The 22,513-nt window shown below is 70.4% G+C and carries 22 protein-coding genes; 8 read left to right on the forward strand and 14 right to left on the reverse strand.

The features are described 5' to 3' along the window. Nucleotides 1-2: 2 nt before the first annotated feature. The 10 genes from ACFY3V_RS06445 to ACFY3V_RS06490 form a co-directional block, all read right to left on the reverse strand. Nucleotides 3-653: a PIG-L deacetylase family protein gene (locus ACFY3V_RS06445; RefSeq protein ID WP_389770652.1), complete on the reverse strand. Its 651-nt coding sequence runs from the start codon at nt 651-653 to the stop codon at nt 3-5. Continuing rightward, nucleotides 650-1,579, reverse strand: coding sequence for a sugar phosphate nucleotidyltransferase (locus tag ACFY3V_RS06450; protein ID WP_389770655.1), 930 nt, complete (start codon nt 1,577-1,579; stop codon nt 650-652). The genes ACFY3V_RS06445 and ACFY3V_RS06450 overlap by 4 nt, the downstream gene beginning before the upstream one ends. Beyond that, nucleotides 1,576-2,958 (reverse strand): class I SAM-dependent methyltransferase, encoded by a 1,383-nt coding sequence (locus tag ACFY3V_RS06455; protein WP_362896777.1) that lies wholly within the window; start codon nt 2,956-2,958, stop codon nt 1,576-1,578. The genes ACFY3V_RS06450 and ACFY3V_RS06455 overlap by 4 nt, the downstream gene beginning before the upstream one ends. A gap of 168 nt (nt 2,959-3,126) precedes the next feature. Continuing rightward, nucleotides 3,127-3,984: a dTDP-4-dehydrorhamnose reductase gene (gene rfbD / locus ACFY3V_RS06460; protein ID WP_389770658.1), complete on the reverse strand. Its 858-nt coding sequence runs from the start codon at nt 3,982-3,984 to the stop codon at nt 3,127-3,129. Further along, nucleotides 3,981-5,138 carry a dTDP-glucose 4,6-dehydratase gene (gene rfbB, locus ACFY3V_RS06465; RefSeq protein WP_389770661.1) on the reverse strand — a complete coding sequence of 386 codons (1,158 nt, stop codon included), beginning with the start codon at nt 5,136-5,138 and terminating at the stop codon, nt 3,981-3,983. Before rfbB ends, rfbD begins: the two co-directional genes overlap by 4 nt. Continuing rightward, nucleotides 5,135-6,202, reverse strand: coding sequence for a glucose-1-phosphate thymidylyltransferase (locus ACFY3V_RS06470; protein ID WP_362896780.1), 1,068 nt, complete (start codon nt 6,200-6,202; stop codon nt 5,135-5,137). The genes rfbB and ACFY3V_RS06470 overlap by 4 nt, the downstream gene beginning before the upstream one ends. Continuing rightward, nucleotides 6,202-7,656: a sugar transferase gene (locus ACFY3V_RS06475; RefSeq protein WP_362896781.1), complete on the reverse strand. Its 1,455-nt coding sequence runs from the start codon at nt 7,654-7,656 to the stop codon at nt 6,202-6,204. Before ACFY3V_RS06475 ends, ACFY3V_RS06470 begins: the two co-directional genes overlap by 1 nt. A 245-nt stretch (nt 7,657-7,901) precedes the next feature. Next, entirely contained in the window at nt 7,902-8,270 is a 369-nt protein-coding gene (locus tag ACFY3V_RS06480; protein WP_350942713.1) for a hypothetical protein, read from the reverse strand. A gap of 58 nt (nt 8,271-8,328) precedes the next feature. Continuing rightward, nucleotides 8,329-8,952, reverse strand: a complete 624-nt coding sequence (locus ACFY3V_RS06485; protein ID WP_389770668.1) for a GntR family transcriptional regulator — start codon at nt 8,950-8,952, stop codon at nt 8,329-8,331. Between the two features lie 49 nt (nt 8,953-9,001). Further along, on the reverse strand, nt 9,002-9,991 hold the full coding sequence (locus ACFY3V_RS06490) for a DMT family transporter (protein ID WP_389770671.1): 990 nt from the start codon (nt 9,989-9,991) through the stop codon (nt 9,002-9,004). A gap of 297 nt (nt 9,992-10,288) precedes the next feature. On the opposite strand from ACFY3V_RS06490, the gene ACFY3V_RS06495 reads away from it, so the two are divergent. Further along, nucleotides 10,289-10,648: a barstar family protein gene (locus tag ACFY3V_RS06495; protein ID WP_389770675.1), complete on the forward strand. Its 360-nt coding sequence runs from the start codon at nt 10,289-10,291 to the stop codon at nt 10,646-10,648. Here the strand turns inward: ACFY3V_RS06495 and ACFY3V_RS06500 are convergent. Further along, nucleotides 10,558-10,899: a hypothetical protein gene (locus ACFY3V_RS06500; protein WP_350942706.1), complete on the reverse strand. Its 342-nt coding sequence runs from the start codon at nt 10,897-10,899 to the stop codon at nt 10,558-10,560. The genes ACFY3V_RS06495 and ACFY3V_RS06500 overlap by 91 nt on opposite strands. A gap of 291 nt (nt 10,900-11,190) precedes the next feature. Here ACFY3V_RS06500 and ACFY3V_RS06505 point away from each other — a divergent pair, with 291 nt between their 5' ends. Then, the gene (locus ACFY3V_RS06505; protein WP_389770679.1) at nt 11,191-13,191 is read left to right on the forward strand and encodes a nitrate- and nitrite sensing domain-containing protein; all 2,001 of its coding nucleotides are present in this window, start codon (nt 11,191-11,193) and stop codon (nt 13,189-13,191) included. Then, a complete protein-coding gene (locus ACFY3V_RS06510) occupies nt 13,188-13,613 on the forward strand; it encodes a DUF742 domain-containing protein (protein WP_362896786.1) in 426 nt (141 codons plus the stop codon). The genes ACFY3V_RS06505 and ACFY3V_RS06510 overlap by 4 nt, the downstream gene beginning before the upstream one ends. Nucleotides 13,614-13,672: 59 nt before the next feature. On the opposite strand, the gene ACFY3V_RS06515 is transcribed toward ACFY3V_RS06510, so the two are convergent. Together ACFY3V_RS06515 and ACFY3V_RS06520 are read right to left on the reverse strand one after the other, a co-directional pair. Further along, nucleotides 13,673-14,164, reverse strand: a complete 492-nt coding sequence (locus ACFY3V_RS06515; protein WP_350942701.1) for a GNAT family protein — start codon at nt 14,162-14,164, stop codon at nt 13,673-13,675. 186 nt (nt 14,165-14,350) lie between these two features. Then, a complete protein-coding gene (locus tag ACFY3V_RS06520) occupies nt 14,351-14,836 on the reverse strand; it encodes an STAS domain-containing protein (RefSeq protein ID WP_389770684.1) in 486 nt (161 codons plus the stop codon). 210 nt (nt 14,837-15,046) lie between these two features. Between ACFY3V_RS06520 and ACFY3V_RS06525 the strand changes: the two genes are divergently transcribed. Together ACFY3V_RS06525 and ACFY3V_RS06530 are read left to right on the forward strand one after the other, a co-directional pair. Beyond that, the gene (locus tag ACFY3V_RS06525) at nt 15,047-15,364 is read left to right on the forward strand and encodes a hypothetical protein (protein WP_362896788.1); all 318 of its coding nucleotides are present in this window, start codon (nt 15,047-15,049) and stop codon (nt 15,362-15,364) included. 405 nt (nt 15,365-15,769) lie between these two features. Then, entirely contained in the window at nt 15,770-17,170 is a 1,401-nt protein-coding gene (locus tag ACFY3V_RS06530; RefSeq protein WP_389770687.1) for an FAD-binding oxidoreductase, read from the forward strand. Nucleotides 17,171-17,307: 137 nt separating this feature from the next. Here the strand turns inward: ACFY3V_RS06530 and ACFY3V_RS06535 are convergent, their stop codons facing one another. Next, nucleotides 17,308-18,243 (reverse strand): hypothetical protein, encoded by a 936-nt coding sequence (locus ACFY3V_RS06535; RefSeq protein WP_362896790.1) that lies wholly within the window; start codon nt 18,241-18,243, stop codon nt 17,308-17,310. 755 nt (nt 18,244-18,998) lie between these two features. Here ACFY3V_RS06535 and ACFY3V_RS06540 point away from each other — a divergent pair. From ACFY3V_RS06540 to ACFY3V_RS06550, 3 genes are all read left to right on the forward strand, one after another. Beyond that, a complete protein-coding gene (locus ACFY3V_RS06540; protein WP_362896791.1) occupies nt 18,999-20,384 on the forward strand; it encodes an aromatic acid/H+ symport family MFS transporter in 1,386 nt (461 codons plus the stop codon). 271 nt (nt 20,385-20,655) lie between these two features. Then, nucleotides 20,656-21,795: a sensor histidine kinase gene (locus ACFY3V_RS06545; protein ID WP_362896792.1), complete on the forward strand. Its 1,140-nt coding sequence runs from the start codon at nt 20,656-20,658 to the stop codon at nt 21,793-21,795. Beyond that, nucleotides 21,792-22,448 (forward strand): response regulator, encoded by a 657-nt coding sequence (locus ACFY3V_RS06550; protein ID WP_389770692.1) that lies wholly within the window; start codon nt 21,792-21,794, stop codon nt 22,446-22,448. The genes ACFY3V_RS06545 and ACFY3V_RS06550 overlap by 4 nt, the downstream gene beginning before the upstream one ends. Nucleotides 22,449-22,513: the final 65 nt, after the last annotated feature.

The following is a 22,513-nucleotide window of genomic DNA, read 5'->3' on the forward strand; positions in this document are numbered from 1 at the left end:
GTTCAGCCTCCAGCCAGGTCGAAGGTCAGCTTGTTGACGTGGAACGCCTCGGCGTAGCGGGCGTGGCACTCGATCCCGCGGATGCGGGCCAGTCCCAGGAACGCCTCGCGGTCGAACCAGGAACGGTGGCGCTGCGAGGGGTAGTGGCGGTGGAGCAGGCCCACCTTCGCCTCGGCGATCTCCGGGGTGAGCGGCTGGTAGGCCGTGGGCCGCCCCAGGTCCCCGTCCCATTTGGCGATCTCGTAGCCGAGCACCTGGTGGTCGCGGAAGGCCGTGGGCACCAGCTTGGCCAGGCCCCGGTGGTCCTGGTGGGCGTCGGCGGGGTTCGGCGCGAACAGCAGGTCGGGGTCGGTGCGCGCCCGCAGCTCCTCCACCGCCTCCTTCGCCTCCTCCCAGCGCGCGGGCAGCCGCCCGTCGGGCAGCTTGAGCACGGTGAGCCGCAGGTCGGCGCCGGGGCAGAACGCGTCGAGCGCGGCGCGTTCCTCGTCCTCGCGCTCGGTACCGCCGCCGGAGAGCACCAGGGCGTCCACCTGGACGCCGGGGCGCGCGGAGCAGAGGGTGAGCAGGCTGCCGCCCGCCCCGATCGCCAGGTCGTCGCAGTGCGCGGCGAGCAGCGCGATCCGGCCCGTCCTGGTCGCTCTGAACCGGATCACGTGACCGTCACCGCCGCGGGCCCGCCTTCGAGCACCGCCGCCGGCTCGTACTCCGGTGCCTGCCCGAGCACCGGCGCGGGCTCACGCTCCGGGGCCGGCACGGGTGCGGGTGCAGGATCGCGCTCCGAGGCCGTCACGGGTCCGGGTACGGGCTCGCGCTCCCACAGCGCCCAGGGGCGGTCGCCGCGCGAGTACGCCTCGTCGAGGGCCACCCGTTCCTTGACCGTGTCCGTGGGCCGCCAGTAGCCGCGGTGCGGGTAGGCGAGCAGCCTGCCGCGCTTGGCCAGCTCCGCACAGCCGTCCGCGACCAGGTCGCCGCCCTCCGGGATGTGGTCGAAGATCTCCTGGCGGAGCACGAAGTATCCGCCGTTCACCCAGAGCGGCATCTCGCTCACCGGCGTGATCCCGCCGACCGTGCCGCGCTCTCCCAGCTCGATGCAGTGGAAGGTGTCGGCGGGCGGCACCACCATCATCGACGCGCCCGCGCCCGACCGGGCGAAGCGGTCGACGATCTCCGGCAGCGGCGCGTCGGTGAGCACGTCGGCGTAGTTGGCGAGGAACATCTCCTCGCCGTCCAGGTGGTCGCGGACCCGGCGCAGCCGCTCGCCGATCGGGGAGGCGATCCCGGTCTGCACGAACGAGATCGACCACTCGGAGATGTCGGTGGACAGCAGCTCGACCCTGCCCGCGCGCAGGACGAAGTCGTTGGACGTCGTCTCCTGGTAGTTCAGGAAGAAGTCCTTGATGTGGTGCGCGCCGTACCCCAGGCAGAGGATGAACTCCGTGTGCCCGAAGTGCGCGTAGTAGCGCATCACATGCCAGATGAGCGGCCGTGGCCCCACGAGCTGCATGGGCTTGGGCACGTCACCGGGGGTGCCGGTGCGCATCCTGGTGCCGTATCCGCCGCAGAAGAGGACGACCTTCACGGGTTCACCTCGACGATCTCCAGATTGGGGATGGGGAAGACCAGCCGGCCTCCCCAGGCGTGCACGAAGGACAGCTGGTCGACGAGCTCGTCGCGGAGGTTCCACGGCAGGACCAGCACGTAGTCGGGCCGCTCCTCGGCGAGCCTCTCCGGCGGCAGGATCGGTACGCGCGTGCCGGGGGTGAACCTGCCGTGCTTGTACGGGTTGCGGTCGACGGTGAAGGGGAGCAGGTCGGGCCGGATGCCGCAGTGGTTGAGCAGGGTGTTGCCCTTGCCCGGCGCTCCGTAGCCCGCGACGGTCCTGCCCTCGCGGGCGGCGTCGAGGAGGAAGCCCAGCAGGTCCCGCCGCACCCGCGCCACCCGCTCGCCGAACTCGGCGTACCCGGACAGCTCGTGCAGACCGGCGGCCTTCTCCGCCGCGAGCAGCGCGGCCACCCGCTCGCTCGGCCCGTCCGGCGACCCGTTCCGCTCGCCCGACCCGTTCTGCCCGCCCCGCCCATCCTGTCCGCCCGGCCCGGCTTGTCCGCCCAGCCCTCCCCGGCCGTCCGACTCTCCCCGGACGCCCGGCTCCGTCCAGGCGCCCGGCTCCCGCTGCGCGTCCACGGCCTCCACCGGTCTCGCCCACAGCCGGATCGAGCCCCCGTGCGTGGGCAGCGACTCGACGTCCACGAGAGCGAGCCCGCCGGCGGCGAGGGCACGTTGGGCGGAGGCGACCGTGTAGTACTGGAAGTGCTCGTGGTAGATCGTGTCGTACTGGTTACGCTCCATCAGGGTGAGCAGGTGCTGGACCTCGATGGAGACCCAGCCGTCGTCGGCCACGAGGGCGCGCAACCCCCGGGTGAAGCCGACGATGTCCGGGATGTGGGCGTAGACGTTGTTGGCGACCACCAGGTCGGCGGGGCCGTGCTCCGCGCGCACCGAGGCGCCGGTCTCCGGGCCGAGGAACGCCGTGACGGTCGGCACCCCGGCGTCCCTGGCGGCCTGGCCGACGTTCTCCGACGGTTCGACGCCCAGGCAGCGGATGCCCCGCTCGACGACGTGCCGCAGCAGGTATCCGTCGTTGCTCGCCACCTCGACCACGAACGACCCGGCCCCCAGCCCGAGCCGCTCGGCCGCCCCGCGCACGAACTCCCGCGCGTGCTCCACCCACGAGGTGGAGTACGAGGAGAAGTAGGCGTACTCGGTGAAGGTCTCCTCCGGGGTGATCATCGGTGGGATCTGCGCCAGCCAGCAGGCGGTGCAGACCCGCAGGTGCAGCGGGTAGGTGACCTCGGGCTCCTCCAGCTGCGGCGCGGTGAGGAACCGCTCGCAGGGCGGTGTCGCCCCGAGGTCGACGACGCTGGCCAGGCTCGTCGAGCCGCACAGCCTGCAGGTTGTCATGAATGCGCTCCCCTACCGCGTGACGCGGTCCGACGGTTCTCCGACTGGGTCCTTCTTCTCGCGCCCGACGACCGGGTCCCGGCCGACCGGGTCCCTGCCGGCCAGGTCCCGCCCGGCGGGGTCCCGCCCGGCCCCTTCCGTGCCCGGCCCTCGACACGGACGCCCCCGCTAGCCCGCCGCGAGCACACGGGACTCCCTCAGCGCCTCTTTCCAGTGCCGCATCGGCGGCAGGCCCGCCCTGGGCCAGCCGTCGTGCCCCAGCACGCTGTACGCGGGCCGGGGCGCGGGACGCGTGAGGTCCTTGGAGGGGATCTCCTTCACCCGGCCGGGATCGGCGCCGAGCAGCGTGAAGACCTCCCTGGCCAGGTCGTACCAGCTCGTGTGGCCCGAGTTGGTGGCGTGGTAGACGCCGGGCGGCGCGTCGCCCACCGCCAGGTCGACGATCCTCGCCGCGAGGTCACCGGCCCAGGTGGGCTGGCCGAACTGGTCACCGACGACCTCGGGGGCCATTCCCTCGCCCTCCAGGCGCATCATCGTGCGGACGAAGTTGTGGCCGGTCGCGGCGTACAGCCAGGCCGTGCGCACCACGTAGCCGCCGTGCGGCAGCACCTCGAGCACGGCGCGCTCGCCCGCGAGCTTGGTCCTGCCGTACGCGTTGACCGGGCAGGGCCGCGCGTCCTCGGGGTAGGGGTCCAGCGCGGTGCCGTCGAAGACGTAGTCGCTGGAGGGCTGGATCATCCGCGCGCCGACGCGCCCGCACGCCTCGGCGAGTGAGCGCACCGCGGTGCCGTTGACCGCGAGCGCCTCGTCCTCCCGCGTCTCCGCCTCGTCGACGGCGTTCCACGCGGCGCAGTTGACCACGACGTCGGGCCTGCAGGCCGCGATCAGGTGGCGTACGGCGGACGTGTCACAGAGGTCCAGCTCGTGCCTGCCGAACGCGAGGAAGGGTTGTTCCTCGGCACGCAGGCGGGCCTCCAGCTCGGTCCCGAGCATGCCGGAGGCACCGATGATCATCCAGCGGGTCATCCGGCCGTCCCTCCTCGCCGTCCGCCCACCGCACCGGCCATCCCCGCCGGACCGGCCGAACCCATCGGCCCCACCGGGGCCGTCGAACCGGCCGCGCCCCCCGGACCCGCCGCACCGGGCGCATCCGCGCCGCCCGATGCCGGGCCGGCGCCCGCCGCCTCCGCGGCGGCCTCCCACCAGCCGGGGTTCTCCCGGTACCAGCGGACCGTCTCCGCCAGGCCGCGCTCGAACGGCACGGACGGCCGGTAGCCGAGCGCGCGGAGCCTGGAGTCGTCCAGGGAGTAGCGGCGGTCGTGCCCCTTGCGGTCGGGGACGCGCTCGACCATGTCCCATCCGGCGCCGCAGGCCTCAAGGAGCCGGGCGACGAGCTCGATGTTGCTCAGCTCCGCCGTACCGGCGATGTGATAGACCTCGCCGGGTGCGCCGCGCTCGGCGACGACGCGGATGCCCGCGCAGTGGTCGTCGACGTGGACCCAGTCGCGGACGTTGCCGCCGTCGCCGTAGAGCGGGACCCTGCGTCCCCGCAGCAGGCGGGTGACGAAGAGCGGGATCAGCTTCTCCGGATACTGGCGGGGGCCGTAGTTGTTGCCGCAGCGCGTGATGGAGACCGGCAGGCCGTGGGTGATCGCGTACGCCTGGGCGATCATGTCTCCGCTCGCCTTCGCCGCGGAGTAGGGCGAGCGCGGGCCGAGCCGCGCGCCCTCGTCCCAGGAGCCCTCGTCGATCGACCCGTACACCTCGTCGGTCGAGACCTGCACCACCCTCGGGGTGCCCGCCTCCAGGCAGGCCTGCATCAGCGCCTGCGTACCGAGGACGTTGGTCCGCACGAAGTCGGCGGCGCCGTCGATCGACCGGTCGACGTGGGACTCGGCGGCGAAGTTGACGATGAGGTCGTGGCCGGGGACGAGCCCCGCCAGGAGTTCGGTGTCGCAGACGTCGCCGTGCACGAAGTCGTGGGGCGTCCCCTCCAGGTTGGCCCGGTTTCCCGCGTAGGTGAGCTTGTCGAGGACCGTCACGGCGGCCCCGCTCGCGGCGAACAGCCGGGCGAAGTGGGAGCCGATGAATCCGGCTCCCCCGGTGACCAGGACCTTCGACGGGGTGCTCGACGCAGTGTTCGACGAGGCGGAGGTCGTCCCGCTGTCGGCTGTTGTCATGAACTGATCTGGACCTTGCTGTGATCGCCCAGCACGAGACGGTGGGCTCTGGGGGTGGTGGGGGCGGGGGTGACCTCGACGTCGTGGCCGATGAGGGACGCCTCGATGCGCGAGACCCCGGCGATCGAGGACCTGGGCAGGACGATCGAGTACTCGATCTCGCTCGCGCTGATCGCGCAGTCCGCCGCGATCGAGGTGAAGGGGCCGATGTAGCTGTCGCGGATCCGGGCTCCCGGGCCGATGATCGCGGGTCCGACGACGCGGGACCGCTCGATCGTGGCGCCCTCCTCGACGACCACCCGGCCGATCAGCTGGCTCGCCTCGTCGACCAGGCCGTCCAGGCGTGGCCGCAGGGACTCCAGTACCAGCCGGTTCACCTCCAGCATGTCGGTGACGTTCCCGGTGTCCTTCCAGTAGCCGGAGATGACGGAGGACTCGACCCGCCGCCCGTCGGCGATCAGCCAGTGCAGGGCGTCGGTGATCTCCAGCTCTCCCCGCCACGACGGCTTGAGCTCGGCCACCGCCTCGTGGATCGCGGCGGTGAACAGGTAGACGCCGACCAGTGCGAGGTCGCTCTTGGGTACGGGTGGCTTCTCCTCCAGGCCGATCACCCGGCCGGCGGCGTCGAGCTCGGCGACCCCGAACTGCCGGGGATCTCCGACCTTGGTGAGCATGATGTGGGCCGCGGGCCGCTCACGGGCGAAGCGCTCGACGACGTCGTTGATGCCGCCGACGATGAAGTTGTCGCCGAGATACATGACGAAGTCGTCGTCGCCGAGGTAGTCGCGGGCGACGAGCACCGCGTGGGCCAGGCCCAGCGGCGCCCGCTGCCGGACGTAGGTGACCTCCAGGCCGAACGCGCGGCCGTCGCCGACGGCCGCCTCGATCTCGGCGTGCGTGTCGCCGACGACGATCCCGATCTCGCGGATGCCCGCGGCGGCGATCGCCTCCAGCCCGTAGAAGAGCACGGGCTTGTTGGCGACGGGGACGAGTTGCTTGGCGGAGGTGTGGGTGATCGGCCGCAGCCGGGTGCCCGACCCTCCGGCGAGCACGAGTGCTTTCACTAGTAGGCCCCTTCTCCGCCGGTCACGGCGCCCCAGGTCTTCCAGAGGATCTGCAGGTCCAGGAAGAGCGACCAGTTCTCGACGTAGCGGAGGTCCAGGCGGACCGACTCCTCCCAGGTCAGGTCGGAGCGCCCGCTGACCTGCCACAGGCCGGTCATGCCCGGGCTCACGACGAGGCGGCGGCGTACGTCGGCGCCGTACTGCCTGACCTCGTCGGGCAGCGGAGGGCGCGGGCCGACGAGGGACATCTCGCCGCGCAGCACGTTGAGCAGCTGGGGCAGTTCGTCGAGGGAGTATCGGCGCAGGAAGGCACCCACGCGGGTGATCCTTGGATCGTTCCTAATCTTGAACAGGACGCCGTCGAACTCGTTCTCGCGCTCCAGGTCGATCTTGAGCTGCTCCGCGTCGACCACCATCGTGCGAAATTTCACGACCTGAAACTCGGTGCCCCCTTTACCGACCCTGACCTGGCGGAAGAGGGCGGGCCCCGGGCTGGTCGCGCGGATCAGCGCGGCGATCACCAGCATGGGCACCCCCAGCACCAGGAGGGCGAGACCCGCCCCCGCCCGGTCGAACAGGCTCTTCGCCAGCCGCCGGGCGCCGCGGAAGTCGGGGTGCTCGACATGCAGCAGCGGCATGCCCGCGACCGGGCTGATGCTGATGCGCGGGCCGGCCACGTCCATCAGCGCGGGGGCCACGAACAGGTCGGTGCGGGCGTCCTCCAACCCCCAGGCGAGCCTGCGCAGCGCGGCGCCGTCCAATTCCGGACAGGCCAAAACCGCGACGGCGTCGGCGTTGACCTCGGCCACCACCGTGGGCACGTCGGAGAAGTTGCCGAGGACCGGAACCCCGTCGATCTCCACCAGGTCGGGGCCCGCGGGCAGGCACGCGGCGACGACGGTCATGCCGTGGTGCGGCTGCCTGCGCAACTGCATCACCAGGTCGAGCACCGACTCCCGATGGCCGACGGCGACCACATGACGCATGTAGTCGCCGCGCGAGCGTCTGCGATGCAGTCGCTTGCGCATCCGGTAGCGAAAGAAAAGCGTGAGAGTGAAAGCGAGCGGGAACATCGCCATGACAAAACTTCGGGCGATCGGAGTTTGCGTGACATACGCACCGATCGCGACCGCCGCCGTCAGACCGGCGGCACCATTGAAAACCGCTCGGAATTCGTCCGTACCCTCACCGTGCGTACGCCGGCGATAGGCGCCTCCCGACGCCAGGGCGAGCGGCCAGATCAGGGCGAGACCCAGCCCGAGCAGGGCCTCCTCCACCGGGATGAAGGCGCCGAACCACAGGCGAACGCCCAGAACGGTCTCACAGGCGATGACAGAGCACGCGATATCCCCGGCGAGGAGGATGCGGACATAGGATCGCGTCCAGATGCTCGGAGCGGTGCGTGCGGGACCTTTGAGAAGCCCGACGACGAGCTCCTCAGTTTCCACTCTCATATCACCCCATCCCACCCGAGATGCCCCGAGGCAGCCAAATAAGGCGCCGCGCATCTCATTCAATGGCTGACAGCATCCCCTAATGCATCAGGAGCGTGGATACCCTAGGAAATCCTAGTGATCACTATTGATTAGGGGAATACCGGCCACTGTCCACTATTGGACGAAGTGCGGCAGAGATGGCATCTTGACGGAACGATCCAAACGTGTAAGTTTGGCCGCCGCATTTGACAGCAATGCGGGAATCAGTCGTATTCAAAATCCGGAAGAGCAGAAGGTGGTTCTGGACTGCGCCATACGACGACATAATCGTCGGGCGCGGACTCCACCGCCGCGCCGAGCCGGTCGAGGTCGAAATCCGGGAGATATCGAAGACGGGCGAGGAAGGTCGCGTCGGTCGCCGAGTGGGGCACCACACACCCCTGGCCTTGTCGATCGAGAAGGATGTACAGGATGTCCGAGTCTTCTGAGCCGTCCGGGTCCGTGTCGCCCACTATCCGCACCTCGACGACGTCCTCCCACGCGAGGGCGTCAACGCTGCCGTCCTCGTAGTGACGGGTCACGCCTTCTTCGGTGACATACACGTAGGAGTCCGGCACTGAGTTGCCGTGCATGGGCGCGATTGTGACGACTTCAGGGCTCCGCGTGCAATAGAGCCATGCAAGTCGGTCCCTAATGATCACCCCAGCCGTGGTCGAGATGCGCCACGACCGCCTCCCTGGCGGCCTCCCGAGACCCCCCGCCGATCGCGTCGAGCAGATTCCGGTGCTCGGCGACCAGCACGTGCCGGTCGGAGTAGACGACGCGCAGCCTGACCAGACCGAGCCTGGTCTCGGCGGCCAGCATGCCGTAGAGCCGCTCCAGCCGAGGGCTGCCCACCGCGACGACCAGCGCCTGGTGCAGGGCCATGTGCTCGGCCACCATCTCCGACCAGGGAGCGTCGGCGGGCAGCGCGGCCATCCGCGCCAGCGCGGCGTCGGCCTCCCCGACCCGCCGCCCCGCCAGCGAGGTGGCCGTCAGCTCCTCCAGCGGGCGCCGGACGAACATCAGGTCGTCCAGGTCCGCCACGGTCACCTCGGCCACCTGGGCACTGCGGTGCCGTTCGCGTCTGAGCAGCCCCTCGTGCACGAGCACGGCGAGTGCCTCGCGGACGGTCGGGCGGGCCACCCCGTACAGGGCCGAGAGCTCCTGCTCCGGCAGCGTGGTACCCGGGGCGATCTCGCCGGACAGCACCCGCCGGCGCAGAGCGTCGGCGAGCGCGCCGACGGCGGAGACAGGATGGATCGGGAGAGTCACGCCGACGACCCTATTGCCGTTACCTGTGAGCGTGCTTCGGTAAGCGCACTCACAGGCGGCTTCCGGCTTGCGCCGGAGCGTTCCCCCGGCTTCCGGGGCGGACGCGCTCCGGCAGGGAGACCGCGGCCAGGCTGGCGCCGACCAGGACGAGCCCGGCGACCGAGGTGGGCGTGAGCCGCTCACCGAGCACGACGACCCCGAGCAGGGCCGCCACCGCCGGCTCCGCCAGGGCGAGAGTGGCGGCGGTCGCGACCGGGGTCGTGCGCAGCCCCCTCCCGTACAGGAAATAGGCCAGCGCGGTGGTGGCGCAGCCCAGGTAGAGGGCGGCGAGCAGGCCGTGCGGCTCGGCGAGCCAGCCGGTGCCCCTCCACAGCAGGACGGGCACCATGACGACGGCGGCCCCGCCGAACATCAGCCCCATCACCGCGTCCGAGGGCGCGCCCGCCCCGATCGCCCGCGCCGCGGTGACCGCGTAGAAGGCGTACAGCAGGCCGCCGAGCAGCGCGAGCAGGACGCCGTCGGCCCGCACCTCGCCTCCCCCGCCGGTGAGCACGGCGCAACCGGCGATCGCCACCGCGGTCGCCCCCGCCCAGCGGCGGCCGGGCCGCACCCGGCCGAACAGCCAGGACAGCAGCCCGGTGAAGACGGGACCGCTGCCGATGGCGACCACGGTGCCCACGGCCACCCCGGTCCTGCTGACCGCGGCGAAGTAACACAGCTGGTACGCCGCCACGGCCACCGCCGCCGCCACGAGCGCGCCGGGGCGTGCCGTGGGGCCGCGCCCCGGACCTCCGTCGTCCCCCCGCCCTCCGGAGGGACTCGCCGAGGAGCCCCCGGAGGGACCTGCGGAGAAGCCCCCGTAGAAGCCTCCGGGGGAGAGCAGGAGACGCGCGGCGGGAGCGGTGGCGGCCGCGAGGACCAGGCCGCCGATCACCAGGCGGGCGGCGGCGAGGGAAACGGGATCGACCCCGGCGACGAGCAGGCCCGCGGTTCCCGCCGTCCCCCAGAGTACGGCGGCTCCGATCACGGCGATTTTCATAGGGTGATTGTAGGCATATTGTCTGACAACCAGACAATGGTATTTCGACCTGGGCGGGGGCCCGGGAACGCAACGAGGTGAGGGTGAGGAGCCCGACGGGCGGTGAGCAGCGAAGACACGCCCGTCACCCTGTTTTCGCGGGTTCGCGCGCGGGTAGTTCGGCGGGGTGAGATCTCCCAGAGACAGTGCCGACCACTCGGCTCAGGGGGCAGGGCCGATGACGACCAGAGGCGCCGCCCGCGAGACGGGCGACCGCACGGGCGTGCCCGCCACCCGCCGGGGGCGACGATGACCACGGTGTCCAGGGGGACGTTCCGCCACGGGCCGGCCACGGAGGTCCGGTCCATGCTCGGCGGCGCCACGCCGCACCCGCTGGACGGCGTGAAGATCACCACTTCGGCCGAGGCGATGGACGCGATCGCCGAGGCCCTCGACCTGCCGGGCACCTTCGGGCACAACCTCGACGCGCTCTACGACGTGCTGACCGACCTGTCGTGGCTGCCGCCGGGCGAGCACGCGCTGATCTGGTCGGAGCCGTCGACGCTCCGGGCGGAGGACCGCCCGGCCTACGACGCGATTCTCACCGTTCTCTCCGAGGCCGTCGCCGACGGCACGACGGGAGAGTCCTTCTTGTCCGTCCTGATCCTGACCGACTGAGCCGTCGCCACGCAGTGGGCGCAGAAGGCGCCCTGCCTGCCCTCGGGACAGCTGCAGTGCCAGCGGAGGGCCTCGTCGACGAGCCGGAAGTCGACGCACGCGGCGCCGTCGTCCACCTCGGCGGTCACCCGCGGCGGTCCGAACCTGACCAGCTGCACCGCTCCCGCCCTCGCCAGCTCGCCGCCACGGGCCAGCGCCGCCAGGTCGGCGCGCTCGGCCTCGGTTTCGATCAGGTCCGCGATCTTCCGCATCGTCGACCCCCTCCTGTTCGATCATCTCGGAGGCACTCATGAGGGACTCGTGATGCCGGACCGCCCATGAGGTGCTCGTGGTTCTGGGACAAAGTAACGTGATAAATCATCTCAACGTGACTCGCGTGCACGCCTGGTCCCAAGTGACCCACATTGCTATGTTTGGCCATTGTTAACCACGCATCTCAAGGTGTGCGAGGTATTATGGCCAGCCGAAAATACTCAATCAGGGTAAAGATTTTCACTTTACTCTTGGTACCTATTATATCGCTTGTAGCGATTTGGGTATTTGTGGCCAACCTCACGGTGCAGGACGGGCAGGAGCTACTCAAGATCCGTAGTGGTTACGAGCACGTGGTCGTACCCACCAGGAAGGTGACCACCGCGCTCCAGCACGAGCGGATGCTCTCGCTCTCCGTCCTGGGAGACGTCGGCGTCCCACGCTCGCAACTGGACGCCCAGCGCCTGCGGACGAACGGCGCCCGAGCCGAGCTGGAACGACTCACCGCCGAAGTCCGTCCCGACCTCACCCCCGCCACCTGGGACCGCCTGAGCCGGCTTCTGGCCGCGCTGAACCGGCTCCCCGAGATCCGCAGAGGGGTCGACACCCGCACCGAGCCCCGGTTGCGGGTCCTCGACGCCTACAGCGGAATCATCGAGGCCGCCTTCGACACCTACGAGAAGATCCGGATATCCGCTGACATGGAACTGACCGACCAGACGCGGGCCCTCGTCATGGTCGGGCGGAGCCGGGAGATGCTCAGCCAGCAGGCCGCGCTGATATCGGGGGCCGCCGTCGAAGGGGCCATGAGCCCCGGGGAACGCGCGAGGTTCGGTCAGCTGGTCACCGGCCGCAGGCTCCTCTACTCCATGGGCTTCGACCAGCTCGACCCGGAGTTCCAGTCGCTCTACACCCCGCTGCGCGACTCCTCCGACCACTCCTCGTTCGAGAGGATCGAGGACGCCGTCGTCGCGTCGGCCGTGCCCGAACCCGCCTGGGCCGGGATCGCCGGACGGCTCTCCGACGACTTCGACAGGCGCGCCGGGGACGTCGGCACGCGCATCAGCGAGCGGACGGCGCCCCTCGCCAGGGACATCATGGTCCGGATCGGCCTCGCCGCAGGGCTCGGCCTGGTCGCGGTCGGGCTGTCCGTCTTCGTCTCGGTACGGTTCGGCCGGAGGCTCGCCGGTGAGCTCGTCGGCCTCCAGCAGGCGGCACTCGACCTCGCGGGCAAGCGGCTGCCGGACGTGGTCCAGCGGCTCCGGCGGGGCGAGGAGGTCTCCTCGGAGACTCCCGAGATCAAGACGGACGGCACCGCCGAGGTCGCCGAGGTCGCCAGGGCGTTCTCCTCCGTACAGCGGACCGCGGTCGAGGCCGCCGTCGGTCAGGCCCGGATGCGCGAGGGCGTCAACAAGGTCTTCGTGAACCTCGCCAGGCGCAGCCAGTCCCTGCTGTACCGGCAGTTGACCATGCTGGAGGGCATGCAGCGGCGGACCGACGACCCGGCGGCCCTTGAAGGCCTTTTCCGCCTGGACCACCTCACCACCCGGATGCGCCGCCACTCCGAGGGCCTGCTCATCCTGTCCGGTGCCGCCCCGGGACGGGGATGGCGGGACCCGGTCACGATCTACGACGTGGTCCGCGCCGCGGTCGAGGAGGTCGAGGACTACCCGCGCGTGACGATCGGCGTCCCGCACGGCCCGTCCGTGGTCGGCGCGGTCGCCACCGACGTGATCCACCTCCTCGCCGAACTGGTCGAGAACGCCGCGATGTTCTCTCCCCCGAACACCTCCGTACGCGTCCACGGCGACACGGTCGCGAAAGGCTACGCCATCGAGGTCGAGGACAGAGGGCTCGGCATCTCCCCCGAGGAGACCGCCCGGCTCAACGCGCTGCTGGCCGACCCGCCCGAGTTCGACCTGGCGGACAGCGACCGGCTCGGCCTGTTCGTCGTCGCGCAGCTCGCCGTCCGGCACGACATCCGCGTCTTCCTGCGGCCCTCCCCCTTCGGCGGCACCACGGCGATCGTGCTGCTCCCCGGAGAGCTGGTGGTCGAGCCGGCCGATCCCCGGTTCATCCACTCGGTCGAGGTCGAACGGTTACCGTTACCCCCGGGCGACGAACTGCCCAGACGGGTGCGCCAGACCGTACCCGCGGAACGCCCCTCCCAGGGGAACTCCATCGCGGGAACCCGGGAGGCCGACGGGGGGGCCGTCCCGAGCGGCGTGTCCGGAGCGCTCCCCGACGGATGGCCGCACGGCGGGAAGTCCGGGCAGGAGGATGGACCGTGACACAGGAGCGCCCGGACGACCGGGAGCACGGCCCGATCATCCGCCCCTACACGATGACCCGCGGCCGGACCAGGGTCGCGGGAGCCCATTTCGACCTCATGTCCGTGGTGGTGGCGGTCGACCCCCACCGGGGGCCGCGGCCCCCGGCCGGACGCGGTGACCTGGCGAACGGCGTGATGGCGGTCGGCGACCCCCGTCAAGGGCTGCAGCCCGAGCATCTGGCGATCCTGGACGCCTGCCGCGCGCCGACCCCCGTCGTCGAACTGGCCGCGCGGACCGCCCTCGCCGTCGGGGTGCTCCGGGTGCTCCTCGGCGACCTGCGCGAGAGCGGCCTGATCGCCGTACGGCCCCCGGCACCCCCGTCCGCGATCCCCCGCGAGAACCTGCTCCGCGACCTCCTCGCCGGTCTCAGAAGCCTCTGAACCACCGTCTCGTCACCGATCGAGGGGCGTCGGCGACCCGAGTGCCGCCGCTCGATCGGTCAGTCGGTGGCCAGGCGGGCGTGCCGCTCCACGTCGTAGCGGACACCCTCGTAGCTGATCTTGGCCCGCTCGACACCCTCGGACAGGAATCCGGCCCTGGTCGCCACCGCGCAGGAGGCGGTGTTACCGACCCGGTGTGCCAGCTCCAGGCGGAACAGGCCACGCTCCCCGAACGCCCACTCGGTCATCTTCCTGGTGGCGGCCACGGCGACCCCCCGTCCCCTGGCGCGCGGAAGCGTCCAGTAGGAGACCCAGCCGGTGCCGTGCGCGTCGATGTTGCTCACCGCGACGTTTCCCACGACCTCGCCGTTGGAGACCACGGCGAACGCCCGCGCGTCATCGCGAAACCCCCACAGCCCCATCCACTCCAGCGCCGCCTGCGCGGTGTCGATGGGCCGGGCCGCCTGATCCGCCATGTCCGGAGAGCCGAACGCGTCGAGCACGACCGGCATGTCGTCGGGCCGCCATCCGCGCAACTCCACTTCCGTCATCCGTGCAGGGTAGTACCCGTTGACCGGCCCGTGAAGTGCGCGGACACCGAATCCGGGGGAGGGGGAGCGGCACCGTGCGGCCGGGGTGGGCCGGGCAGGAGAAACAGATCCGGTGAGAGCGGTTTCGTGGACGACGGGACGGCCTTCACCGCGGCCGGCCGTACCGCCGCCCTGAAGGGCCTCGTCTCAGCCTGGGTCGGAGGAGGGCTCCGCGTCCGGGGCGGACGGTGAGGGCTCCGCGCCCTGGGCGGACGGGGCCCCGGATCGGGGAGCCTCCGCGTCCGGGACCGCCGGAGTCACGGACGGTGTAGCCTCCGGGGCCTCCGGGGTGACGGCCCGCAGTGACGCGGGGACGTCGGGGTCGAGGGAGAACGCGCTCGTGAGGCCGGTGACCGTCAGGATCCGTTCCAGAATCCCGTGAACACCGGCCAGCCGTAGGCAGCCCCCCGCCGCACTCGCGCGCCGCTGGACCTCCAACATGGTCCACAGCCCGGTGGAGTCGCAGAATCTCAGAGCGGTGACATCGAGGATCAGGTTCCCCACCCCGTCGTCCAGCTGCGTGACCAGGACATCGCGAAGCCGCGGACTGGACAGCTTGTCCAGCTCACCGGCGAGCACGGTCACCGAGGCGCCCTCGTGCCTGCGAACCGAGAGATCAAGCCGCGTCGTCATCCCCCACGATCCTTATGCCGGTTGAGCCGAGGCTATTTTAAAGATCTTGGTGAGAAGGCCCTCTCCGGCCAACTGCAACCCGCCCGTAAGCGAATCGCGTCCTGGGCTTGGGACCCTCCGGACCCGGCGCACGGCTCCCGCGTACGGAAATCGTCCACATCGGATGGGAGGTCGCAGATAGATCTAGGGCGTGTGGGGCACTCAGCAGCTATGAGCGACGATTCGGAGAGCCGCGACTTCACCGGGAAGGGGCTCGGCGACGAACTTTCCAACCGACCGAAGACAATGGGAGAGATAGCCGTGAACCTGGCTGTTAGCGAATCACTCGCCAATCACGGTCACCACGCACTGGTCAACGCCCACGAGGCGGCGGCGAGCAGCCACCAGCTCATGGCAGAGGCGGGGGTGGGCGATGTGGAGGAGCATCTCGATCTAGCGCGATGGCATCGCTGGTGCGCCATCGTGGAGGATCAGCTGGCCGACGAGGCGGATCAGAAGACTCCCGCCAAGCGGAAAAAGGACCACTGAACACGACGGGCGACACCGAGGGGGGACCACCGGCGCGGGGACCCGGCGGGAGATCGGCTCACACGGATCTTCTCGGCCGGCACGGCACCGCGGCGTTCCAGGCGCCACGGCCCAGGGCGCCGGTGGATCTTCTTCACCCGCTCGGCGTGCTCCGGAGCCTCGTCGAGGAACGCCTCGGCCGGGTGCCTGACCCGCCCTCCGTCGCCCACGGATCGAGCGCCCCGAGCGCCCGCCGCCAAGCCGGAACACGACCGTCTCGTCCCCCCGAACTCCCCGAGCGGTCGCGATACCAGCGGTAATACAGTCATCTCCAAGTGCCGGATGCGAGAAATGAGGGGCCGTCCGATCGGCACCCGGCGACCTCGCACACTCCCCACCCGCACCACGAAGCACTGGAGAACGCTCATGACCACCGTCTTTCCCCCGGCGGAAGACCTCGGCGGAGGGCTGGAGACCCTGCGCCACCAGATCGCCGGCCCTGTCCTGACCCCTGGGCAGGACGGCTACGACGAGGAGATCGCCGGATTCAACACCGCGGTCCCGCACCGGCCCGCCCTCGTCGTGGGCGCCACCGGCGCGGAGGACGTCGCGGCGGCGATCCGCTTCGCGGCGGCCCACTCCCTTCCCGTCGCCGTACAGGCCACCGGCCACGGCGCGGTCCAGGCGGCCGACGGGGCACTGCTGATCAACACCTCCAGGATGCGCGAGGTCACCGTCGATCCTTCCGGCCGCAGCGCACGGATCGACGCCGGCTCCCGCTGGGCCGACGTCATCGAGCAGGCGACCCCGCACGGCCTGGCACCCCTGAGCGGCTCGTCGTCGGGTGTCGGAGCGGTGGGCTACACGCTGGGCGGCGGCATCGGCCCCATGTCACGGACCTTCGGCTTCGCCGCCGACCACGTACGGGAGATCACCGTCGTGACCTCGGACGGCACGATCCGGATGACGGACCAGAACACCGAGCCCGACCTGTTCTGGGGGCTGCGCGGCGGCAAGGGCAGCCTCGGCGTGGTCACCTCCATGGTCGTCGACCTGTTCCCCGTGTCGACCCTGTACGGAGGCTGCCTCTACTTCGACGCCGAGGACACCCCGGCCGTCCTGCACGCCTACCGGACCTGGACCGGCACGCTGCCGGAGACCACGACCACCTCGGTGGCGATGCTGCGCCTGCCTCCGCTGCCCCAGCTCCCGCCGCCGCTGCGCGGGCGTTTCGTGACCCACCTGCGCTTCGTCCACCTCGGCGACGCCCAGGAGGCGGAGGCCCTTCTCGCCCCGATGCGGGCCGTCGCCGAACCGATCTTCGGCGAGATCGGGCAGATGCCGTTCGGCGCGATCGACTCCGTCCACCGGGACCCGGTCGACCCGATGCCGGCCTGGGATCGCGGCGCCCTCCTGCGCGAGCTCGGTGAGGAGACCCTGGAGGCGCTCCTCGCGGTGGCGGGCCCGGCGGCCGACGTGCCCCTCGCCGTCGTGGAACTGCGCCACCTCGGCGGGGCGCTGGGCCGCGAGCCGCACCTCCCGAACGCCGTGGGCGGGCGGGACGCGGCCTTCTCCCTGCTGGTGATCGGCGCTCCCGTACCGGAACTGCTGGACACCGTCGTCCCCGCCGTGGGCGGTGCCGTGCTCGACGCCCTCGCTCCCTGGCAGACCGGCGGGACGCAGCTCAACTTCCACGGGTCGGCGCTCGCGCCCGCCGATCTGTCCCGCGCGTGGCCGGAGCCGACGCTGCGCAGACTGGCCGCACTCAAGGACCGCTACGACCCGACCCGGATGTTCCGTTTCGGGCACGTCGTGCCCCGCGTCTGAACAGCGACCATCCAGCCGTCAGGCCTGTGCTGTTCGTTCACGGCCATCACGCGATATTCGAGTGTCGTCACGAACTCTGAACGATCGCGTGGTGGCCGTCTTCGTGCGAATTTGCCTGCCGAAGATCGCGAAGTGTGTCAGGCGGTGGTGCGGTAGATGTCCCGCTGCCACCCGTCGTGATAGGAGCAGACTCCGTTGAGCCCGCCCGACATGCTCACCATGCCGTCCTTGCACATGACCAGATAGCCCGTCCCGTTGGGAAAGTTCTCGATGCACCGGAAAACCTCGCAGGCGCCGTCCGCCGGCGGATACACCCGGTTTCCCGTCGGGCAGAACGTGAACCCGTAGGTGTTGGGGGGCGCGTCGCAGAGCGGGCCGGTCGGCCCCACGGTGGGCGGCACTGTGGGCGGCACCGTGGGGGTGGGTGTCGGCCATGGAGGGGGCGTCGGTGTGGCGGTCACCGTGGCGGTGGCCGTCACTGTGGCGGTGGCTGTGGCGGTGGCGGTGACAGTCGCGGTCACCGTGGTGGTCACGGTCTCGGTCACCGTGATCGTGGTGGTCACGGCGGGGGGCGTGGGTCCCACGGTGACGGTCACCCGGGGCGCGGGGGTGGACTTCGTCGGCTTCGGCTTCGTCGCGGAGACGGAGAAGGTGCCGCTTTTCTTGTAGGTGCCGACACCGAGATACGTCTCCTGCCAGGCCGTCCGCCCGGCGTTCACCGACAGGGCGGTCGTCACCGTCCGGCACTTCTTCTTCAGGCAGACCCGTTGTTTCACGGAGAACCGCCTCGCGGCGCCGTACCCGTTCGTCACCTGCACCCTGAGGTAGGACTTGCCGCCGACCTTCGTCACGGAGGTCTTGACCACCCGCTTGTCCGTCGCGGTGAAAGCGGTGCTCAGCCCGCTGTCCACCGGCGTGGAGGCGCCGCTCACGCCCCCGCCCGCCTCCGTGAAGCTCCTGATCTCCTGCTTGTCACTCGCGGCGGGGCTCACGGCCGAGGCGGAGAAGGTGTCTCGGATGTCGATGGCACCCATCCAGCCGATGACGGCGATCAGGGTGCCAATGGCCGCCACGGACAATACGAAAGCTCTCATACCACCACAAGTATCCCGTATACCAGAATCGCTATTGATAAGTGATTTATTAATACTTATACCACTTACCTCGGCCGGTTTCCGCCGATTGGAACCTTCCAGGGCACACGACTCATTTCTTTTCGCCGCAGACAGGAACCGGGTCACCGGGGAGCGGCGTACAGCCGTCTCCACAGGTGCGGCCGGGTGCGGCGGGTGCGGACGGCACGGCAGGCATGGCCGCGCCACGACAGCCTCCACCCCGAGGCCTTCGGCGCGCCTCCCCTGCACGTCCGGCTTCTCGCCGTGCCCGCCGGCGAGGACTGACGGCGCGGCCGGGCAGCGCCCCCTCTCCCGCACCGGAGCGGGCCTCGCCGGGGGACGCGGAGGGCGAGCGGGCGCCGCCGGACGGGAACGCGGGCGCTGACCGGCCGCCATCGGGCGGACAGGCCGCGTTCGACCGGCCCTCGACACACCAGGACGATCACAAGTGGTGAGATTTTCCGGAGATCCCGCCGCTCCGGTAGGGACGACTCGCCTTCCGGCCCTCTCAAAAGTCCCAGAACTTACGATCGACCCAGTATTCATATATCAATTACAGCCGATCACACCTTTCACACACAGAAAGACAGTGAAAGCCAAGAATTAAAACACCCTTATCGTTTTCGGTGTCAAGTTTTATTGGACCGTCGTCGTGCACGCGTTGTAATTTCGCCACAACGCCCATATCCGAGCCTCACGTCCCGGAGTGAACAATGCACACGACCGAGCGTTCGTCGCCCGCGCGCCCCAGGAGCGGGCTCGCCGTCGTCGCCATCTGCTTCTTCACCATCGTCTTCGACGGCTACGACCTGATCGTCTACGGGTCGGTCGTTCCCAGCCTGCTCGGCAACCAGGAATGGGCACTCACTCCGGCGCAGGCCGGGGCGATCGGCAGTTACGCGCTGATCGGAATGCTGATCGGCGCGGTCGTCGCAGGAATGATCACCGACGTCGTCGGACGGCGCAAGATAATCCTCGTCAGCATCGCGTGGTTCTCCGTCGCGATGGCACTCTGTTCCACGGCGTCGTCCCCCGAACTCCTCGGCCTTTTCCGCTTCGTCGCGGGTCTCGGTCTCGGCGGCGTCGTACCGACGACGATCGCCCTGACCGTCGAATACGCCCCGAGAAACCGACGCAATCTCTACAACGCGCTCATGTTCTGTGGTTATCCGGTGGGCGGCTGCCTGACCGCGCTGGTGGCGATGGCGCTTCTCGCCGAACACGGCTGGCGGGTGATGTTCCTGGTCGGAGCCGCGCCCATCGTGCTGATCCTGCCGCTCGCGATCTGGCTGCTTCCCGAGTCGGCGAGCTACCTGCTCGCGCGGGGACGCCGGGCGGAGGCCGAGGCGGTGGCCGCCCGCTACGGGCTCGACCTCGGCAACGGTCACGGTGAGCCCGGCGAGCCGCGCGACAGGAAGGGCTTCACACTGCCGTTCCGGCGGGGCTACCTCGCCGCCACCCTGCTCTTCGGTGCGGCCAGCTTCTGCGGCCTGCTGCTGGTCTACGGTCTCAACACCTGGTTGCCGCAGATCATGCGCCAGGCCGGTTATCCCCTCGGCCCCTCACTGCGATTCCTGCTCGTCCTGAACATCGGAGCGATCGTCGGCACCATCGTGATGTCCGTCCTCGCCGACAGGATCGGGGCCAAGACCATCACGGTCTGCGCCTTCCTCGCCGCCACCGTGTCCATCTACCTGATGAGCTTCGACCTCGGCACCGGCCTGCTGATGCTCTGCGTCGCCGTCGCGGGACTCGGCAGCGTGGGGACCCAGATCCTGGTCAACGGCTACGTCGCGATCTTCTACCCGGCCGCGGGCAGGGGCTCGGCCCTCGGCTGGACGCTCGGGGTGGGCAGGGCCGGTGCGATCGCCGGACCGCTCCTGGGCGGCTGGCTGCTGGGTTCCGGGCTCGGATTCGAGTGGAACTTCTACGGGTTCGTCCTGCCCGCCCTGCTGGGCGCGCTGTTCATCGCCGCGATCCCGCGCGCCGGCCGCCGTCGGCGGGCGTCGGCGGTCGAGACACTCCCCGTGGAAAACGGTGCGCTCGGCACCATCCCGTCCCAGAGGCGGGCGCAGACCTCTCACGAGGTCATGCGGTGACGAACCCGTCGAGGGAGTCGGGAAAACACCTTCGGAGGGGTGGCGGCCGGACCGCCACCCCTCCGAACCGCTGCCCCCTCGGAGAACCGAACCGCCATCCCTCCGAACCGCTGACCTCTGAAACGCCGAACCTTCGAATCTTCGAAACACGAAAGCGTCGGAACACGGAAGCGTCGGACCACCAGACCGCCGGAACACCGAACTTTCGGTGAACGCGTCTCTCGTACTTTGGGCCGATTCAGATCGGTACGACCTCTCGTACCATGATGGGGTGCTCCCCCTTGTGCGATCCGTGTGGGATGAGCCCCGTCCCCCCGACCCGCCGGCGCGGGTGTGGCGGGACTGGGCGCTGGTGGGACTGCTCGTGCCGATCGCACTGCTCGAAGGAGCGTTGCGACCGGATCTTCCGTCGCGGGTCCTCTCGGTGGCGGTCACCATCGGGCTGGTCCCGACGCTGTTGTGGCGCCGGACCAGACCGCTGCTGGTGGTCGCGATCGTCTTCGGCACCACGAGCCTGGCCCCCCTGCTGACCGGCGGCGTCTCCGCGGAGACGAACACGATGGCGTACCTCCTGATCGTGGTGTACGCGCTGGTCCGCTGGGGGTCCGGACGCGAGGTCACGATCGGGTTGGCGATCGTCCTCGTCGCGGTCGGGCTCTCGATCGTCTTCGGCCGCCTCGCCCCCGCCGACGCGATCGCCGGGTTCGCCGTCGTGTTCTCCGCCGTCGCGCTGGGCGGGACGCTCCGCTACCGGTCGCGAGCGCGGGCGCGCGAGCTCGACCAGGTCAAGCTGCTCGAACGCGAGCAACTCGCCCGCGACCTGCACGACACCGTCGCCCATCACGTCTCGGCGATGGCGATCCGCGCCCAGGCGGGCATCGCCACCTCGGCGGCGCGGCCGAACGCCGCGACCGAGGCGCTGCAACTGATCGAGGCCGAGGCGTCGCGCGCCCTCGCCGAGATGCGCGCGATGGTCCGTGTCCTGCGCAGGGACGAACCCGCCGACCTGGCACCCGGTCGGCGCATCACCGATCTCCGGCACCTCGCGAGCGAGGACTCGTCCGACCTGTCCGTCGAGGTGGAGATCCCGGACGACCTCGGTGACCTCCCCCCGTCGGTCGAGGCCGCGATCTACCGCCTCGCCCAGGAGGCGGTGACCAACGCCCGGCGGCACGCCCGGCACGCCACCTACGTCGCGGTCCGCGTCACCGCCGACGACACGTCGGTGCACCTGCGGGTGAGCGACGACGGCGAGACCGGTTCCATCCGCCCGCCCGGAGCACCGGGGTACGGACTCATCGGCATGATCGAACGCGCCGACCTGCTCGGCGGTACCTGTGAGGCGGGCCCGAACTCCAACCGGGGCTGGACCGTCACCGCCGTGCTGCCTCGCACCGGGTCGGCCACATGAGCATCCGGGTGCTCGTCGCCGACGACCAGGAGATCGTCCGTACCGGACTCTCGATGATTCTCGACGCCCAGCCGGACATCGACGTCGTCGGCGAGGCCGCCGACGGGCGGCGAGCCGTCGAACTCGCGCGGCGCCTGCGCCCCGACGTGTGCCTGTTCGACATTCGCATGCCCGGTCTCGACGGCATCCAGGCCACTCGCCTTCTCGCGGGGCCGACCGTCGAGGACCCGCTCGCCGTCGTCGTCATCACCACGTTCGACCTCGACGAATACGTCTACGCCGCGCTGAGGGCCGGCGCGCGGGGTTTCCTGCTCAAGGACGCGGGCACCGTCCTACTCACCCAGGCCATCCACGCCGCCGCGAACGGCGACGCGCTCATCGCCCCGAGCATCACCGCTCGGCTGCTCGGCGCCTTCGCCGAGACCGGGCCCACCTCACCGGTGTCGCAACCCGTCGAGGCGCTCACGGACCGGGAGGAGCAGATCCTCGTCGCCGTGGCGCGGGGGCGGACCAACAACGAGATCGCCGACGAGTTCCACATCTCGCTCAGCACCGTCAAGACGCACATCGCCAGCCTGATGGCCAAGCTCGGCGCCCGCAACCGCGTCGAGATCGCGATGTGGGCCTACGAGACCAGGCGCGTCAAGAGCTGATCCCGCCGCGGTGACGGGCCCCTCGGCGCGGCAGCGCGAAAAAGGCCGGAAACACCTGGCCGATC

Origin of the sequence: Streptosporangium sp. NPDC000095 (assembly GCF_042899335.1) — a bacterium.
Lineage (GTDB): Bacteria > Actinomycetota > Actinomycetes > Streptosporangiales > Streptosporangiaceae > Streptosporangium.